A 16,890-nucleotide genomic window follows, 5' to 3' on the forward strand; every position below is an offset into this window, starting at 1 on the left:
CCTAAGCCGGCTCCCTTCCCCCGCCGTAGTCTCGCGGTCTCGGAGATGTGTTTTAGAGTCTGCGGACGGGTCTGACGGTTCGGACGGTTCGGACGGATCTGATGGTTCGGACGGGTCTGACGGTTCGGACGGTTCGGACGGGTCTGACGGTGAGAGCGGCCCGGCGGCGAACATCGGGATGGTCTACGCGACCGGCGGTCTCGGCGACGGGTCGTTCAACGACCAGGCTCAGCAGGGAGCGATACGGGCGGAAGAGGAGCTGGACATCTCGTTCCGGGAGGCCCAGCCCGACGAGGTGTCGCAGTTCAGCACGTTCCAGCAGCAGTTCGCGGAGTCGAGCGACCCGGACTACGACTTGGTGTCGTGTATCGGCTTCCTTCAGGCGGACTCGCTCTCGGATACGGCCGAGTCGTACCCCGACCAGGACTTCATGATCGTCGACTCGGTCGTGGACGCGGACAACGTCGCGAGCTACACGTTCCAAGAACACGAGGGATCGTACCTCGCGGGCCTGATGTCGAGCCTGCTCACCACACGAGACTTCTCGGCGGGCGCGGGATCGACCGCGGGCGACTCCACGAGCGTCGGCTTCGTCGGCGGCGTCGAGTCCGACCTGATCCAGAAGTTCCAAGCCGGCTTCGAGGCGGGCGTCGCCGCCGGGAGCGACGACGTCGACGTCAGCGTCAACTACACCGGTAGCTTCAACGACCCCGCGGCGGGCCGCGAGGCGGCGACCGCGATGTACAACGACGGCGCCGACATCGTCTACCACGCCGCGGGTAACACCGGGACCGGCGTCTTCCAGGCCGCGCAGGAGCAGGAGGGGTTCGCGATCGGCGTCGACCGCGACCAGTCGATCACGCGGCCCGACTACGCCGACGTCATCCTCGGGAGCATGGTCAAGCGAGTCGACACGGCCGTCTACAACGCGATCGACGCGACCGTCGACGGGGAGTTCCCCGGCGGATCGGTCGTCGCGCTCGGCCTCGACAACGAGGGCGTCGCGCTCGTCTACGGCGACCAGCTCGGCTCCGAGATTCCCGACGACGTCAGAGACGAGGTCTCGACCGCGCGCGAGGACATCATCGCCGGGGACATCTCCGTCCCCTCGGAAGTCTAGCGTAGCGTCTCACGGACCGACGCCACCGACGGGTGCTCCGCGAACCGACCGTCCCGCGCTTCGGTCGGGGGGTCGGGCGTTCGTCGCGCTGCTCGGGCCGAACCATATCCAAACATATTCAGCCGCTCTCAAAACAGAGGGTACTAGACCAATGGCCTCAGCCGTCCACCTCGACGGGATCACGAAGCGGTTTCCCGGGGTCGTGGCGAACGACGACGTCGATCTCGAAGTCGAACGCGGCACCGTTCACGCCCTCCTCGGCGAGAACGGTGCCGGCAAGACGACGCTGATGAACGTTCTCTACGGCCTCTACGAACCGACGTCGGGGGAGGTTCGGCTCGACGGCGAGCCGCGCGCGTTCGGCTCGCCGCGGGACGCGATCGACGCCGGGATCGGGATGATCCACCAGCACTTCATGCTCGTGGACCCGATGACCGTCACCGAGAACATCACGCTCGGCAACGAGCCGCGGAAGTGGGGCGGGATCGCCGTCGACCGGGCGGGATCGCGCGAGGCCGTCGTCGACCTCGCCGACCGCTACGGGTTCGACGTCGATCCCGACGCGCGGATCGAGGACGTCTCCGTCGGCGAGCAACAGCGCGTCGAGATCCTGAAGGCGCTGTACCGCGGCGCAGACACGCTGATCCTCGACGAACCGACCGCCGTGCTGACTCCCCAAGAGGTCGACGAGCTGTTCGAGGTGCTCGACGAGCTCACCGCCCAGGGGAAGACGATCATCTTCATCACCCACAAGCTCGGCGAGGCGATGCGCGCGGCCGACGAGATTTCCGTCCTCCGAGACGGACGGAAGGTCGGAGCCGTCGACGCGGACGCGACCACTCAAGAGGAGCTCGCGGAGCTGATGGTCGGCCGCGAGGTCCTCTTGGACGTCGACCACGGGACCGCGGAGACGGGCGAGGTCGTCGCATCGGTCTCGGACGTCGTCGTCGAAGACGACCGCGGGGTTCGGGCGGTCGACGGCGTCTCCTTCGATGTCCGGGGCGGCGAGGTGTTCGGGATCGCCGGCGTGGACGGCAACGGCCAGTCCGAACTCGTCGAGGCGGTGACCGGTCTCCAGACCCCCGACGCGGGCGAGATCCGGTTCCGCGGCGAGGACGTCACGACCGCCTCGCGGCGACAGCGGATAGATGACGGGATGGCGTACGTCCCCGAGGACCGCCAGGAACGCGGACTGGTGATGGAGTTCGGACTGGTCGAGAACGGGCTGTTAGGCAGTCAACACGGTCCCGAACTCGCCTCCAACGGTCGGATCGACTGGTCGAAGACGCGAGGGCACGCCGAGGCGATCATCGACGAGTACGACGTTCGGCCGCCGGACGCCGACGCCGACGCGGAGTCGCTCTCCGGCGGCAACCAGCAGAAGTTCATCGTCGGCAGAGAGTTCGAGCGCGACCCGGAACTGGTCGTCGCCTCGCACCCGACGCGGGGCGTCGACGTCGGGTCGATCGAGTTCATTCACGAGCGGCTCTTAGAGCTCCGAAAGCAGGGCGTGGCGATCCTCCTCGTCTCCTCGAAGCTGGAGGAGGTACAGGGGCTCTCGGACCGGCTGGCCGTCGTCTACGAGGGAGAGTTCATCGACGTGGTCGACCCGGACGAGACGACCGAAGAGGAACTCGGGCTCCTGATGGCCGGGGAGCGGCCGGGAGAGGACGACGGAGACGGGGGCGAACCTGAGGCGACGGGCGGCGGGGACGCGGACGGGACGGAACGAGAGACACCGACGGACCTCACGGACGCCGCGGACGGTGAGCGAGCGTGAGCGTCACCGACCGCGCGCGAAGCGCGCTCTCCCGACTCGTCGACGCGTCCGCGACCGAGCGGATCCTGATCAGCACCGCGGCGCTCGTCCTCTCGATCCTCATCGGCGCGGTGCTGGTGCTCGTTGCCGGTCGGATGACGACGTGTACCGCCGGCGAGGCGGTGTACTACTTCGGCACCGGGTTCTGTTACGACCCCGTCGTCGTCTTCGACCGCCTCTTCCTCGGGGCGCTCGGCGACCCGCTCAGCGGCGGCTGGTCGCCGAACGGGCAGTTCGCGGTCACCCTGCGAGAGACGACGCTGCTGCTGTTCACCGGGCTCTCCGTCGCGCTGGCGTTCCGCGCCGGGATCTTCAACATCGGGACGCAGGGGCAGATGGTCGTCGGCGCGCTGGCGACCGCCCTCGGCGTCCTCTGGGCGTCGTCGCTCGTGTCGGGGGTCGTCGGCACCGTCGTGTTGATCCCGTTCGGGCTCCTCGTCGGTGCGGTGTTCGGCGGACTTTACGGCGCGGTTCCGGGCCTACTGAAGGCGTACGCCGACGCCAACGAAGTGATAACGACGATCATGCTCAACTTCATCGCCACCGGGGTCGCGCTGTATCTGGTCAGCGGGATCTTCAAGGACCCCGAAAGCGCCGCGAACCAGACCGTGCCGCTCCCCGAGTTCGCGCAGTTCCCGGCCCTGCTGTTCGGCGGCCGTCAGGACTTCTCGATCGTCGCGCTCGGCTTCGGGCTCCTCGCCGTCGCCGCGCTGTACTACGCCCTCGAACACACGGCGTTCGGGTACGACGTCCGCACGAGCGGCGTCCAACCCGAGGCGGCCGAGTACGGGGGCGTCGACGCCAAACGCACCGTCGTCGCGAGCCTGACGCTCTCCGGCGCGCTCGGCGGCATCGCCGGCGCGATGTACGTGATGATGGTGCTCGGGACGTTCCAGACGGGGATCCCCGCCTACGGCTTCGACGGGATCACCGTCTCGATCCTCGCCGGCAACAACCCGCTGGGCGTCGGTGTCGCCGCGCTGCTGTTCGGCGTGCTGAAGAGCGGGACCACGGTCGTCCAGTTCGCGACCGACGTCCCGCCGCAGCTCGTGGGCGTCCTCCGCGGACTCATCATCCTGTTCGTGGCGATGCCGGAGTTCTTCCGGCTACTGGCCCGCGGACTGCCGGGAACGGGATCGAGACCGGAGGCGGTCGCGACCGACGGCGGCACCGCGGGCGACGGGAGAGGTGAGACCGATGAGTGACGCGCCCGCGGACCGAGCCGACGCCGATAGCGCCGCCCGGAACGCCGAGGGAGATGGATTCTTCGAGCGGTACACGACTCGCGCGCTCGTCGCCGGCGTGACGGTCGCCGTCGTCGTCACGCTGCTTCTCGCCGGCCTGCTGTTCCCGGACTCGCTCGCCGGGACGCTCGCGGACGCGCTCACGAGCCGGAACACGCTCGCGGCGGCGCTGCGGCTGTCCGTGCCGATCGCCTTCGCCGCCCTCGGCGGGATCTTCGCGGAGAAGTCTGGCGTGATCAACATCGGGCTGGAGGGGCTCCTGATCATCTCGGCGTTCAGCGCCATCTACGTCGCCGACGTCACCGGTGGCGTCTGGATCGGCTTCGCCGGCGGAGTGGTCGCGAGCACGCTGCTCGCGGCGCTGTTCGCCGTCGTGACGATCGGGTTCCGCGCGGACCAGATCATCGCCGGGCTCGCGGTCTGGCTCATCGCCCTCGGGCTCGCGCCGTTCGCCTCGCAGGTGATCTACTCGAGCCCGAACACCCCGACCGTCGCGACGACGGGGACGATCACGGTGCCGGTGCTCGCCGACCTCCCGTTCTTCGGCGCGCTCTTCTCGGCGTCGCCGTCGGTGTATCTGCTGTTCGCCGCCGTCTTCGGGTCGTGGTACGTCTTCGAGCGGACGGCGTTCGGCCGGTGGATCCGCGCCAGCGGCGAGAACCCGAAGGCCCTCGACACCGCCGGCGTGAGCGTCACCCACGTTCGGTACGCGGCGGTGCTGATCTCGGGCGTGCTCGCGGGGATGGGCGGTGCGGCGCTGTCGCTCGATCTGGGTCAGTTCACCGGTAACGGTCCGACGATGGTCAACGGGAAGGGGTTCATCGCCATCGTGGCGTACCTGTTCGGCAACTACAACCCGGTCGGGGCGTTCCTCTCGACGATGCTGTTCGCGGGACTGGACGCGGTTCAGACCGTGCTCCAGCTACAGGGGATCGGGATCCCCCGCCAGCTCATCCGGATCACGCCGTTCGTCGTGGTCATCCTCGTCCTCGCGCTGGTCGGCCGGACGCGGCTTCCGGAAGCGGCCGGGGAGAACTACGAGACCGAAGACTGAGCCGAAACCGGTGGTCGGTCGGGGGGCGCGTCCCGCCGCCTCGGAGACGGGGCGGACCGACAGCCCGGCGGACTCGACCCCGACCGACTCGACCGACTCGGTCGACCGGTCGTCCCACGATGCCGGTTCGATCGCACCGATCCCCTCGTCGCACGCGACCGCGACGGCGTCGCCCGTAGGGCCGCGATCCGGCGACCGCCGCCGCTCGTGTCGGTCCGGAGGCGACCGAATCGGGAACAAAGAGTTTTGCCACCGGGGGAACGACCCACGTGACATGACCATCGACGAGTACGACGTCGTCGTGGCCGGCGCCGGGACCGCCGGCTGTTACGCCGCCGCGACGATCGCGAACGAGGGCCTCGACGTCGTCATCGTCGAGCGAAAAGACGAGACGGAGGCGGGCCACATCGCCTGCGGCGACGCGCTGAAGGGCGCCGACGCCTTCCCGGAGGCCATCCCGAAGGAGCGGCTCGAACCGGCGTTCACGAACACCGGCGTCGACCACGGCCGGTTCGAGATCCCGCAAGAGGACACGGTCCTCGAGATCCCCGTCCCGGGCGAACTCGCCGTCATCGACCGTTGGGAGTACGGTCGCCGGATCATCGCGGGCGCCGAGGACGCCGGAGTCGACTTCCACTACGACACCGTGATCAACGACGTGGTCCAGACCGTCGACGGGCGGGTCACTGGGCTCCGCGCGAAGCGGAAGGGAGAGCCGGTCACGTACGAGAGCGACCTCGTCATCGACGGCGCCGGGTCGCTGTCGCTGCTGCAGGACAAGGCGGACTTCGAGGGGACGACGTTCGACACCAACGTCCGCTACTCGCAGTTCTGCTCGGCGTACCGCGAGATCGTCGAGGTCCCCGAGCCGGTCGAGTGGGACGACGCCCTCGTGTTCAAGGCCACCGACCGCGCCGCCGGCTACCTCTGGTACTTCCCGCGGACGAGCACGGAGATCAACGTCGGGCTCGGCTTCCAGATGAACGAGGAGCCGATGCAGCTCGTCGAGGCGCTGAAACGCGACCTCCGGAACCGCCCCGAGTTCGAGGGCGCGGAGGTCACGGACAAGCTCGGCGCCGCGCTCCCGACTCGCCGCCCGTACGACTCGGCGGTCGCGCCGGGATACATGGCGGTCGGCGACGCGGCGGGCCACGTGAATCCCACGACCGGCGGCGGTATCGCCGGCGCGGCGTACGCGGGCAAGTACGCCGGCGAACAGGCCGTGAAGGCGGTCTCCGACGGCGACGTCAGCGAGGAGAACCTCTGGCGGTACAACACCCGCGTGATGGACCACTTCGGCGGGCGCTACGCCGGGCTCGACGTGTACAACGTGCTCTCGACCGCGGTCGACGTGGACGACCTGATGGGGCTGCTCGCCGCGCTCCCGGGCGAGAAGCTCGCGGAGGCGCTGTACGAGGGGTCGACGTCGATGTCGTTCGGGCTGAAGCTGAAGGCCGCGATCAAGAGCTTCGGCTACTGGGGGACGATCCGGAACTTCTACCAGACGAAGTCGCTCGCGGACGAGCTGCTGGCCCACTACGAGTCGTACCCGACCAGTCCGGTCGCGATGGCGAACTGGACCGGCGAGCGCGACGAGATTATGGACCGGATCTACGAGACGACCGGCGCGGACGCGAAGTACTGAGTCTGTTTTCCCGTTCTCCCGTGGTGCCCGGTTCGATCGCTCATCCGCGTCAGGGCCGTGTCTCGGCTACTCGCCGGATCGCCCCGCTCAGCACGTCGATCCCGACCGCGATGTCGCCCTCGACCACGTCGAAGGTGCTCGTGTGATGACCGCCCGGGTGGTCGGTGCCGACGCCGACGTAGCAGGCGAGGCCGCCGCGGTCCTGGACCGCCTGCATCAGATAGGTGGCGTCCTCGGAGCCACCTAACTCGTCGCTGTCGACGATATCGGTGACGCCCGCGGTCTCGCCGGCGATGTCGCCGACGATCCCGGCGAGGGCGTCGTCGCTGGTCGCGCTGGGCGCCTCGCCTTTCGTCGCCACGTCGACCTCGCAGTCGTGCATCGCGGCGGCGGACTCAAGGACGCGGTCGGCGTGCTCGGACATGTACGCGGCCAGCTCCGTCGTCGCGCCCCGGAGCTCCCCCTCGATGTACGACTCTTCGGGGATGATGTTCGTCGCCGTGCCGCCGCCGACGAGCCCCGCGTTCACCCGGGTCGGGCCGTCGGCGTGGCGGGGGATCGCGTAGAGGTTCTGGACCGCGCCCGCCATCGCCTGGACGGCGTTGCGCCCCTGCTCGGGCCGCGCGCCGGCGTGGGCCGGCGCGCCCGTGAACTCCGCGAGGAAGTGCCGGACCGCGAGGAACCCCTCGACGCCGCAGACGACCTCGCCGGAGGGGTGATCTAAGCCGACGTGGACGGCGTAGAGGTAGTCGACGTCGTCGAGGTGCCCCGACTCCGCCATCGGCTTCCCGCCCGCCACCTGCTCTTCGCCCGGCTGGAAGAACACCTTCAGGGTGCCCGCGAAATCGGAGTCGAGCACCGCGTCGAGGGTGCCGAGACCCATCGTCGCGTGGGCGTCGTGGCCGCAGGCGTGCATGAACCCCTCGTGCTCCGACCGGAACCCCTCGGCGACGGGGACGTGGTCGCCGTCCTCGGACTCGCGGATCGGCAGCGCGTCGATGTCGACGCGGAGCCCGATCACCGGGCCGTCGCCGCGCTCGACCACGGCGACGCAGCCGGTGTAGCCGCCGGAGAGCTCGTCGACGATTTCCGGGTCCGCGCCCGCGTCGCGGGCACGTCGCTCCCACTCGACCAGCTCCTCGTCGGCCGGGACGTTCATCCGGTCGTCGGTCGCGAGGGCGTCGCGGCCGACGTACAGCTCGCTCAGCTCGCGTTCCCGGAGCTCGTCGACGATTCGCGCGGTGGTGTAGAACTCGCGCCACGCGGGCTCGGGGTGGCGGTGGAGGTCGCGGCGGAGCTGTCGGTACGCGTCGCGTTCGAGCGTGCTCATAGGCCTCGGTGACCTCGCACGGGCTTAAAAGATCGCGTGACTGGGAGGTCGGCGGTGCGTGGTCCGTGACCAGAATCAGACCGGTCGAAATCGGCCGTTCCGCTCAGTCTCGCCGGTGTCCGAGCGGCTTCTTCTGGTCGACCTCGACCTCGACGTGGATCGAGTCGGGGAAGTCGCGGCCGACGACCTCGCGAGCGATGTCGTCGGCGCCGTGGATCTCCATCGAGCGCTTGTAGACGGAGTAACTCCACGGCGAGAACTCGTCGCCGGCGCGGAGCTGTTTATAAAGCGGGACGCGGGCGGTCTCGGCGGGCGTGGCGTGCGGGCCCTTACACTCCGCGCCCTTCCGTTCGAGCGTCGACTTGAGCTCTTTGACGGTTTCGGCGAGCACGTCGCGGTCGCCGGAGGCGAAGGAGAGTTTCGTGACGAAGGTCATAGCTGGGGGTCGTCCGTGCATGGTCGCCCGAGGAGTAAAAACGCATCTACCCGCGACTCCGCCCGATCGGCGGCGATTCGCCCCGATCGGCGACGCCGACGGCTGCCGCGACGTTCGGAAGTCCGACACGCTCTTTAAGGGTGCTCGCTTACCTGACGCTAATGACGGTCGAAGCGACCAGTGCCGGAGCCATCCTCTTCCGCGACACCCGCGGCGAACGGGAGTACCTCCTCCTGAAGAGCCGACCGGGGGACTGGGAGTTCCCCAAAGGTGGGGTCGAGGGGGACGAGGAGCTCCAGCAGACGGCGATCAGGGAGGTGTCGGAGGAGGCCGGAATCGAGGATTTCCGGCTGATCGACGGCTTCCGCAAGGAGTACGACTACGTGTTCGAGGCGAACGGCGAGACCATCCACAAGACGGTTCACCTGTTCATCGCGCGCTCGTTCGAAGCGAGCGCCGAGATCTCGAACGAACACCGCGACCTGCAGTGGCGCGACTACGACCAGGCGCTCAACACGATCACCCAGAACGGGCCCCGGGACATCCTCGAAGACGCTCACGAGTACCTCGACGAGCGGAAAGACGAGGAGACCGGCGACTACGTCTAAGCGGTTCCGCCGCACCGAGGCTGTCGACCCCGTACCGAGGCTGTCGACCCCGTACCGAGGCCCGAGCGATCACGCGGGCGGTTCGTTTTTAAACGATCCCGTACTACCGAAGCCGTGACTCCGGACGCCGAGTTCGGCTACGAGCTCTTGGTCTGTCGGTACGCCGAGCTGGCGTGGCACCCGAGCGACGGCCCGCGCCCCGCGGTCGTCGCCCGCCAGCTCGGCACGAAGGAGCGCCGCTGGGACACGGTCGTGATCGAAGTCGACCCCGCCGCGTTCGCGGTTCGGCGCGCCTTCGGCGAGCGGGCCATCGACTCCGACCTCCTCCACGTCGTCCGCCACGCGCCGGCGGAGTGGTCGTGGTACCGCGACGCGCTCCCGCACCCCGGCTACCCGTGGCGCTACGTCCGGCAGGCGGTCCACCGCGCCGCGGGCCGGGACCTGATAGAGAAGCGCCGGCGGAACAACCGGATCCAGCTCCGCCGAAAGCGACCGTACCCCGACTGGGTCGAGCGGATCGTCGCGGTCGAGAACAAGCCGGACTTGGACCGCTCCGCGGCCGACCGGCTCGCCGAGCAGCTGACCCACGACGTCGACACCGCCCTCGCCGACGAGGCGTGGCTCGCGACCGAGACGACCGGGGAGCGCGTCGAGCCCGCGCTGCTCCGCGAGATGCCGATCGAGGCCGGAATCCTCGCGACCGACTTCTCCGAGGGCGTCCACCCCGACGCGGCCGACGTGGCGTGGCACCCGAGCGACCTCTCGGGCGGGGCCGGCGCGACGGACGAACCTGAAGGCGGCGACGACCCGTCAGAGCGCACCGGTTCGCGCGATCCCGAGACCGAGACCCTCCGGCTCGAAATCGCCGAGCGCGCCTACGGGAAGGGGTGGCGCTCGTACCACGAGACGATGCGCCCGGACTGCCGGCACTTCGAGCTCCGCCGCGAGGGGCGGTCGCTCGTTCCGCGCTGCGCGGCGAAGGAGAAGGTTCCGACCGCGCGGGAGTGTTCGGGCTCCTGCCCGGATTTCTCGCCCGAACCGCCCCAGTGGCGGACGAAGGGATGGCCGATCGAGGGGGGTCCCGGGAAGGGGTTCAAGCGGGTGTTGGCCCGGCGGCGAGAGCGAGAGCACGAGACGGCCGATGCGTTTGAGTGACCGCGGCCCGCAAGGACGCGCGTGAAGCTCCCGAACCCCTCCCCGTTCGAGTACGCGGCGCGGACGGCCCTCGTGGTTCTCACCGTCGCCGTCGTTCGGTACACCGGCGTCTTCCTCGACGATCCCGGCGGGATCGACCCGGTGTTCCTCGCCCTGGTCGCCGTGACGTATCCGGCCTTCTCGTACCTCCTCGCGGTCCTCGCCGCGAACGCGGACCGAGGTCCCGAGTGAGGAGCGCGCCGGGGTCAGCGGACCGGTGACTCGCCGTCGGGTCCTCGATAGCGCCTGCGCTTACGTCAGCGCGGCCGCGAGCTTCTCGACCGGATGCGGCGGCTCCGGCGCGGCGCCGTCGCGCTCCTTCAGCTGCGTCCGGCACGAGGCGCCGGGGGCGACGACCTCGTCGCCGTCGCTCGCAGCGACCTGATCGAAGAGGGTCCGGCCGATCGCCTTGCTCATCGAGTAGTGCTCGGCCTCGTAGCCGAACGAGCCCGCCATCCCGCAACAGGAGGAGTCCAAGGGATCGACGCCGTAGCCCGCGCGGCGGAGCACGCCGACCGCGTGGTGGTCCTTCTTCGTCGCCTTCTGGTGGCAGTGGCCGTGGTACGTGAGCGACTCGGTGGGGGCGTCGAGCGCGATCTCCTCGTCGAGCCGGTGGGCGTCGACGTACTCCATGACGCCGTAGGTGTTCCCCGAGACGGTCGCCACGTCGGCGTCGGGCACGTCGCTGGCGTCGCCGTCGAGAAGGTCGTGATAATCGGTCTGGAGCATCACGGCGTCGGTCGGCTCCACGACGACCACGTCCCAGCCGTCCGCGGCGTCGGGCGCGAGCGTCTCCACGGCGTCTGCCGCAGCCGCGCGCGACTCGTCGAGCATCCCCTTCGAGTGCGGCGGGCGCCCGCTCCCGTCCACGTCGGGAATCCGGACGTGACAGTTCGCGGCCTCCAACACCCGGACCGCGGCCTTCCCGGCGCCGGGGTTCGTGTAGGTTGTGTACACGTCGGGGAACAGGAGGACCTCGCGGTCGGCCTCGGCGCGCGGGACGCCGGCGCCGCCGCGGGCCTCGAACCAGTCCGTCAGCGTCTCCGAGCGGAAGGTCGGCAGGTCGCGCTCCTTCGCGATTCCCAGGGCCTTCTCCATGACGAACCCGGCGCCGGGGATCTTCCCCGGGAGGTTCGAGAGCGGCGCGAGCTTCGAGCCGAGCGGCGCGAGCGACTCGAAGTTCCCGAGCAACCGGGTCCGGAGGTCGATCCCGTGTTCCTCGTGGTGGGCGTGTTCGACCTCGGCCTTCAGCTTCGCCATGTCGACGCCGCTCGGGCAGTCCACCTTACAGCCCTTACAGCCGACGCACAGGTCCATCACCTCCGTGACGAACTCGTCGTCGGTCGGATCGTCGGGTAGATCGCCCGAGATGGCGCCCCTGAGCATGTTCGCGCGGCCGCGGGTCGCCTGGATCTCCTCCTCGGATGCGCGGTAGGTCGGGCACATCACGCCGCCGGTCGTCTCCTGTGGCCCCCGGCAGCCGCCGCAGCCGTGACAGAGCTCGACCATCCCCTGCATCCCGTTGTCGACGGCCCACTCCATCGCGGGGTCGAAGCCGGCGTCGTACTCGTACTCCGCGTCGAACCGGAGGTGCTCGCTCATGTCGTGGTCGCCGCAGACGTTCCCGGGGTTGAGCAGCCAGTCGGGGTCGAAGGCGGTCTTGAGCTCGCGGAACGACTCCCAGAGCTCGTCGCCGTACAGCTTCCGGTTCCACTGGGTCCGCGCGCGCCCGTCCCCGTGCTCGCCGGAGACCGACCCGCCGAGCCGGACCACGGCGTCGGTGACGCGGTCGGCGATGTCGACCATCGCCTCGACGTCGTCGACCTCCTTCGTGTTGATCAGCGGCCGGATGTGGAGCACGCCGGGGCCGGCGTGCGCGTAGAACGTCGCGAACGTGTCGTTGTCCTCCAGAATGTCCTGGAACTCGCGGGTGTACTCCGGGAGGTGTTCCGGCGGGATCGCGCAGTCCTCGATGAAGGAGATGTGCTTCTCGTCGGTGGTCCGCGAGAGGAGGATCGGGAGCCCGGCCTTCCGCATCTTCCAGAACCGATCGCGCTTCTCGGGGTCGTGCGCCTCCATCGCGTGGACCGCGCGGCGCGGCTGGCTCGTCACGTCGGCCGCGCCCTCGCTCGGGTCCGCCTCCGTCTCGGGGCGGGGACGGTCGTCGGTCGCGCCGACCCGGTCGGCGACGAGGTCCGCGACCTTCCGTTTCCCCTCCGCGTCGCTGTCGGCGTAGAACTCGACGAGGAGCACGGAGTCGGTCCCGTCGGGCAGCATCCCGACGACGTCGGCGAACTCGGGGGTGTCGGCGGCGAGCCCCAGCAGGACATCGTCCATCACCTCGACGGCGGCGGGGTCGTGGTCGAGGATCGGCGCCACGTCCTCCATCGCGTCGAGGAGGTCGTCGTACGTTAACAGCGCGACCGCCTTCGTGTCGGGGATCGCGACCAGCGAGACGGTCGCCTCCGTCACCGTCGCGAGGGTCCCCTCGCTGCCGGCCATGAGCCGGGCGAGGTTGACGACGCCGGCCTCGCCGTACTCGCCGCGGTGCTCGGCGAGCAGCCGGTCGAGGTTGTAGCCGGAGACGTTCCGCTTCATCTCCGGGAAGCGCTCGTCGATCTCGTCGGCCGCGTCGTCGAGGATCCGGACGACCTCGGCGTGGATCCGCGGGAGGAGTCCGTCGGCGTCGGGGTCGGCCGACTCGCGGAGGTCATCGACGGCGACCTCGCCGAACGTGGTCACCGTCCCGTCCGCGAGCACGACCTCCGCCTGCTCGACGTAGTGGTCCGTCTTCCCGTACTTCAGCGAGTGCGAGCCGGTGGAGTTGTTGCCGATCGCGCCGCCGACCGCGGACTTGTCGCGCCACGCCGGATCGGGCGCGAATTTCAGTCCGTCGGACTCGACCGCCGCGTTGAGGTCGCCGACGTACGCGCCGGCCTGCACGCGAGCGGTCCTCGCGTCCGGGTCGGTCGAGAGGACCGAGTCCATCGAGTCCGAGAGATCGAGGACGACGGCCTCGTTGACCGTCTGTCCGGCGAGGGAGGTGCCGCCGCCCCGAGGAAGCACGGGAATTTCCTCCGCGAAGCAGTACTCCTGGACCGCCGCCACGTCAGCGGTCGACTCCGGCATCACGACCCCGATTGGCGTGGCCTCGTACGCCGAGGCGTCGGTCGCGTAGAGCCGCTTCGAGTAGTCGTCGAACCGCACCTCTCCCTCGACCCGGCGGTCGAGCGCGTCCACGAGCGCCGGCCGCTCGACGTCACCCCCGGTGTAATCGAAGTCGCCCCCGTCCCGCGGGTCCGGGTCCGATCTGTTGGTCGCCATGTGGATCTCTCACGGTCGAACTATGAAAAATCCCCTGACCCCGCCGAGCGACCGGGAATTCGAGGCGACCGGGGGCCGGGCGGGTCGAAAGCCGGGAGTCCGGTGGGTCGAAAGCCGGGTGTCGGGTGGGTCGAAAGCCGGGAGTCCGGTGGGTCGAAAGCCGGGAGTCCGGTGGGTCGAAAGCCGGGAGTCCGGTGGCGACGAATGCTGATGCGGCCGACTGGACCACGATCGACGCTTGGACAGCACACGGCGGCCGTCCGACGACGACCGCTGGTAGCGAAGGCGAGGGGCTGACCGCTACCGAGGCGTATCGTCGGGTATAGACCGTTCCGGATCCCACATACCAGCGACTATTCCGGACTCGTCGAAAGCGAGTGCATGACCGGACCCGACGACGAGCGGTTCGCGAGCACGGACCGATCGGCCGCACGACGGCGGACGCTACTGAGATCCACCGCCGGTGTCGCGGCCACGGGGGTGTTGGGTGCCGCCTACGCGGACGGCGGGACGCGGTCGGCGGACGCCGACGCGAGACGCGACGCCGTCGCCACCCGGACACGAGACGGCGCGGACGGGGCGATCGACGCCCGCCCGCCTGGCGAGCTCACGCTCATCGCGCATCGTGGGTTCGCCGGTGAGAACCCGGAAAATACGGTCGCAGCCGCCGAGGCGGCCACGAGCGTGGGCGGATCGGCTGGAGACGATACACCGGCTGGCCGGGGGGCAGACATCATCGAGCTCGATGTCGTTCCGACGGCCGACGGCGACATCGTCGTGTTTCACGACGACGCCCTGTCCGGCCGCGACGGGGGGAGACGCGGACTCACCGACACGGAGGGGGTCGTCTGGGAGACCGACACGGCGACCGTCACGAGCGCGGAGGTCCTCGACAGCGGCGAAACGGTCCCGCGCCTGTCGAGGTTCCTCGACGCCGTGCCCGGTGACGTCGGCGTGAACGTCGAACTGAAAAATCCGGGACGAGCGGACCTCCGATTCGCCGAGAAGCTCTCAGAGGCGGAGCTCGCCGACCGCACGGCGGTCTGGCTGCCGTTCGTCGAGCGCGTCGTTGACGTGCTCGTCGATCACGACAACGAGTTCCTCTGTTCGTCGTTCTGCGAGGGGGCGCTGGCAGCGATACGCGAGGTGTCCTCGTACGCGGTCGCCCCGATCCTGTGGGAGTCGATCGGCGACGGGCTCGCTATCGCTCGGGAACACGACGCCGCCGCGGTCCACGCGCCGATGCAGCTGATCGACCGGACACCGTTCCACGACCCGGCACTGACCGCCGGCGTCGACCTAGTGGCGCTGGCTCACGCTGAAGGGCGCGACGTGAACGTGTGGACGGTGGACACGTGGTACCAGGCGGAGCGGCTCGCCGAGGCCGGTGTCGACGGTATCGCGGCTGACTACTCGAATCTGCTTTCGCGAGCGACCGGCGCCTCGACCGCGGGGAGCCGATCCTGACGCCGGAGCGAAAGCCGGACCGAGACGGCTGTGGCCGGAGCGGATCACCGCGAGACCGAGCCGCGCGACTCCCGAGCTATATATCTCACAATACGTTTCGGTGTCGTCGTACCGCTCCATACCGGTACGGAGTTGAATGGGCCGAAACGGACGTCCTCCCACTGGCTCATAGCAATCATTTCAAATATTATAAGAGTTTATGTCCGGAAATCTCCGTCTCATCGGTGTGGTCAACCCGAACGACTCAGACGAGAGGCGGCGTCGATTCCTGCAAACGACCGGAGCGGCCGTGGTCGGCCTCGTATCCGCCGGTTGTCTCGGAGCGACATCCAGTAATTCGGACGGCGCCGAGGCGTCGAGCGGTTCGGCGAGTTCGGCCGACGGCTCCGACTCGGGGAACGGCGGCGAGACGACGATCAACTGGTGGCACGCCATGGGCGGGAACCTCGGCGAAACGGTCGACCGGCTCGCGGCCGACTTCAACGAGCAATCCTCCGGCGTGACGGTCGAGACGAGCTACAAGGGGAGCTACGACGAGACGCTCAACGCGGTCACGTCGGCTATCGGGGCCGGCGAAGCGCCGGAACTGGCACAGATCGTCGACCTCGGCAGCCGACTCGCCATCGACAGCGGGGCGTTCGAACCGATGGAGGAGGCGCTTCCGAGCGACCGGATCGACTGGTCGGACTTCCAGGACCCGGTCATCGATTACTACTCGTTCGACGACACGGTGTACTCGATGCCGTTCAACTCCTCGAATCCGATCTTCTACTACAACAAGGACATGTTCGAGGCGGCCGGGTTAGATCCCGAGTCGCCGCCCGAGACGCTGGCGGAGATCCGGCGGGCGAGCGAGGCCATCGTCGACCAGGGGATCGCGGAACAGGGGATCACCTTCGCTAACGTCTCGTGGTTCCCCGAGCAATGGTTCGCGGAGGCGAACGTCCCGCTCGTCAACGAGGCGAACGGTCGCGAGACCGACCCGACCGAGATCAACTTGGACACCGACACGGCCGACCGGATCTTCACGTGGTGGGCCGACATGCACGCGGACGGGCTGTACAACCACGCCGGCGTCGGCAACTGGGGCGCCGCACAGCAGGCGTTTCTCAACGGACAGACGGCCATGTGGATCTCCTCTACGGCCGGCGTCGCCTCGGCCACCGAGGGCGCCGAGGAGAACGGTTTCGAGCTCGGCACGGCGTACTACCCGACGGCGGGCGACACTCGGACGGGGGTCGTCATCGGCGGCGCGTCGCTGTGGATGACCCGCGGTCTGTCCGATCGGAAGAAGCAGGGACTCACCGACTTCCTGCTGTGGCTGGCTGAGGCGGAACAACAGGCGTTCTGGCACCAGAACACCGGCTACTTCCCGGTCAGCGACAGCGCGGTCGAGTATCTCGAGGAGGACGGTTGGTTCGACGAGAACCCGAACTTCCAGACCGCCTTCGACCAGCTGCGGGAGACGGAGACGACGGTCGCGACGCAGGGGTGGCAGGCCGGGCCGGCGTCGGAGGTCCGGACGATCATCCAAGACGGGTACGTCGGCATGATCAACTCCGACGTCACCGTCGACGAGAAGCTCGCCGAAATGAAGTCGGAGGCCGACGACGCCCTGCAGAGCTACATCGAAAGCAAAGGGAACTGAC

At 69.0% G+C, this 16,890-nt stretch carries 13 protein-coding genes; 10 read left to right on the plus strand and 3 right to left on the minus strand.

Annotated elements, in window-relative coordinates; all coding sequences use genetic code 11:
- The 5 genes from OQF71_RS03520 to OQF71_RS03540 form a co-directional block, all read left to right on the plus strand.
- A partial coding sequence (locus OQF71_RS03520) for a BMP family protein (protein ID WP_280585834.1) occupies positions 1-1,120 on the plus strand: 1,120 nt, incomplete at its 5' end.
- A 151-nt stretch (positions 1,121-1,271) separates the two neighbouring features.
- Positions 1,272-2,900, plus strand: a complete 1,629-nt coding sequence (locus tag OQF71_RS03525) for an ABC transporter ATP-binding protein (RefSeq protein WP_280585835.1) — start codon at positions 1,272-1,274, stop codon at positions 2,898-2,900.
- On the plus strand, positions 2,897-4,144 hold the full coding sequence (locus tag OQF71_RS03530) for an ABC transporter permease (protein ID WP_280585836.1): 1,248 nt from the start codon (positions 2,897-2,899) through the stop codon (positions 4,142-4,144). The genes OQF71_RS03525 and OQF71_RS03530 overlap by 4 nt, the downstream gene beginning before the upstream one ends.
- On the plus strand, positions 4,137-5,237 hold the full coding sequence (locus OQF71_RS03535; protein ID WP_280585838.1) for an ABC transporter permease: 1,101 nt from the start codon (positions 4,137-4,139) through the stop codon (positions 5,235-5,237). The genes OQF71_RS03530 and OQF71_RS03535 overlap by 8 nt, the downstream gene beginning before the upstream one ends.
- Positions 5,238-5,511: 274 nt before the next feature.
- The gene (locus OQF71_RS03540; protein ID WP_280585841.1) at positions 5,512-6,882 is read left to right on the plus strand and encodes a geranylgeranyl reductase family protein; all 1,371 of its coding nucleotides are present in this window, start codon (positions 5,512-5,514) and stop codon (positions 6,880-6,882) included.
- Positions 6,883-6,931: 49 nt separating this feature from the next.
- Here the strand turns inward: OQF71_RS03540 and OQF71_RS03545 are convergent, their stop codons facing one another.
- Both OQF71_RS03545 and OQF71_RS03550 read right to left on the minus strand, forming a co-directional pair.
- Positions 6,932-8,212, minus strand: coding sequence for an amidohydrolase (locus OQF71_RS03545; RefSeq protein WP_280585843.1), 1,281 nt, complete (start codon positions 8,210-8,212; stop codon positions 6,932-6,934).
- A gap of 103 nt (positions 8,213-8,315) precedes the next feature.
- Positions 8,316-8,648, minus strand: a complete 333-nt coding sequence (locus tag OQF71_RS03550) for an uS10/mL48 family ribosomal protein (RefSeq protein WP_280585844.1) — start codon at positions 8,646-8,648, stop codon at positions 8,316-8,318.
- A 161-nt stretch (positions 8,649-8,809) separates the two neighbouring features.
- Between OQF71_RS03550 and OQF71_RS03555 the strand changes: the two genes are divergently transcribed.
- The 3 genes from OQF71_RS03555 to OQF71_RS03565 all read left to right on the plus strand — a co-directional run bounded on the left by OQF71_RS03555 (position 8,810) and on the right by OQF71_RS03565 (position 10,642).
- A complete protein-coding gene (locus OQF71_RS03555) occupies positions 8,810-9,256 on the plus strand; it encodes a bis(5'-nucleosyl)-tetraphosphatase (RefSeq protein WP_280585845.1) in 447 nt (148 codons plus the stop codon).
- Between the two features lie 114 nt (positions 9,257-9,370).
- The gene (locus OQF71_RS03560; protein WP_280585846.1) at positions 9,371-10,411 is read left to right on the plus strand and encodes a DUF5787 family protein; all 1,041 of its coding nucleotides are present in this window, start codon (positions 9,371-9,373) and stop codon (positions 10,409-10,411) included.
- 21 nt (positions 10,412-10,432) lie between these two features.
- Entirely contained in the window at positions 10,433-10,642 is a 210-nt protein-coding gene (locus OQF71_RS03565) for a hypothetical protein (protein WP_280585848.1), read from the plus strand.
- Between the two features lie 60 nt (positions 10,643-10,702).
- On the opposite strand, the gene OQF71_RS03570 is transcribed toward OQF71_RS03565, so the two are convergent.
- A complete protein-coding gene (locus tag OQF71_RS03570) occupies positions 10,703-13,774 on the minus strand; it encodes an FAD-binding and (Fe-S)-binding domain-containing protein (protein WP_280585849.1) in 3,072 nt (1,023 codons plus the stop codon).
- 381 nt (positions 13,775-14,155) lie between these two features.
- Between OQF71_RS03570 and OQF71_RS03575 the strand changes: the two genes are divergently transcribed.
- Entirely contained in the window at positions 14,156-15,241 is a 1,086-nt protein-coding gene (locus OQF71_RS03575) for a glycerophosphodiester phosphodiesterase (protein WP_280585850.1), read from the plus strand.
- Between the two features lie 226 nt (positions 15,242-15,467).
- The gene (locus OQF71_RS03580) at positions 15,468-16,889 is read left to right on the plus strand and encodes an ABC transporter substrate-binding protein (protein ID WP_280585852.1); all 1,422 of its coding nucleotides are present in this window, start codon (positions 15,468-15,470) and stop codon (positions 16,887-16,889) included.
- Position 16,890: the final 1 nt, after the last annotated feature.

This window comes from Halorubrum sp. Boch-26, from assembly GCF_029889805.1.
Lineage (GTDB): Archaea > Halobacteriota > Halobacteria > Halobacteriales > Haloferacaceae > Halorubrum.

Coding starts and splice junctions, on each gene's coding strand:
- OQF71_RS03525 (WP_280585835.1), top strand. CDS start 1,272: ATGGCCTCAGCCGTCCACCTCGACGGGATCACGAAGCGGTTTCCCGGG.
- OQF71_RS03535 (WP_280585838.1), top strand. CDS start 4,137: ATGAGTGACGCGCCCGCGGACCGAGCCGACGCCGATAGCGCCGCCCGG.
- OQF71_RS03540 (WP_280585841.1), top strand. CDS start 5,512: ATGACCATCGACGAGTACGACGTCGTCGTGGCCGGCGCCGGGACCGCC.
- OQF71_RS03545 (WP_280585843.1), bottom strand. CDS start 8,212: ATGAGCACGCTCGAACGCGACGCGTACCGACAGCTCCGCCGCGACCTC.
- OQF71_RS03550 (WP_280585844.1), bottom strand. CDS start 8,648: ATGACCTTCGTCACGAAACTCTCCTTCGCCTCCGGCGACCGCGACGTG.
- OQF71_RS03555 (WP_280585845.1), top strand. CDS start 8,810: ATGACGGTCGAAGCGACCAGTGCCGGAGCCATCCTCTTCCGCGACACC.
- OQF71_RS03570 (WP_280585849.1), bottom strand. CDS start 13,774: ATGGCGACCAACAGATCGGACCCGGACCCGCGGGACGGGGGCGACTTC.
- OQF71_RS03575 (WP_280585850.1), top strand. CDS start 14,156: ATGACCGGACCCGACGACGAGCGGTTCGCGAGCACGGACCGATCGGCC.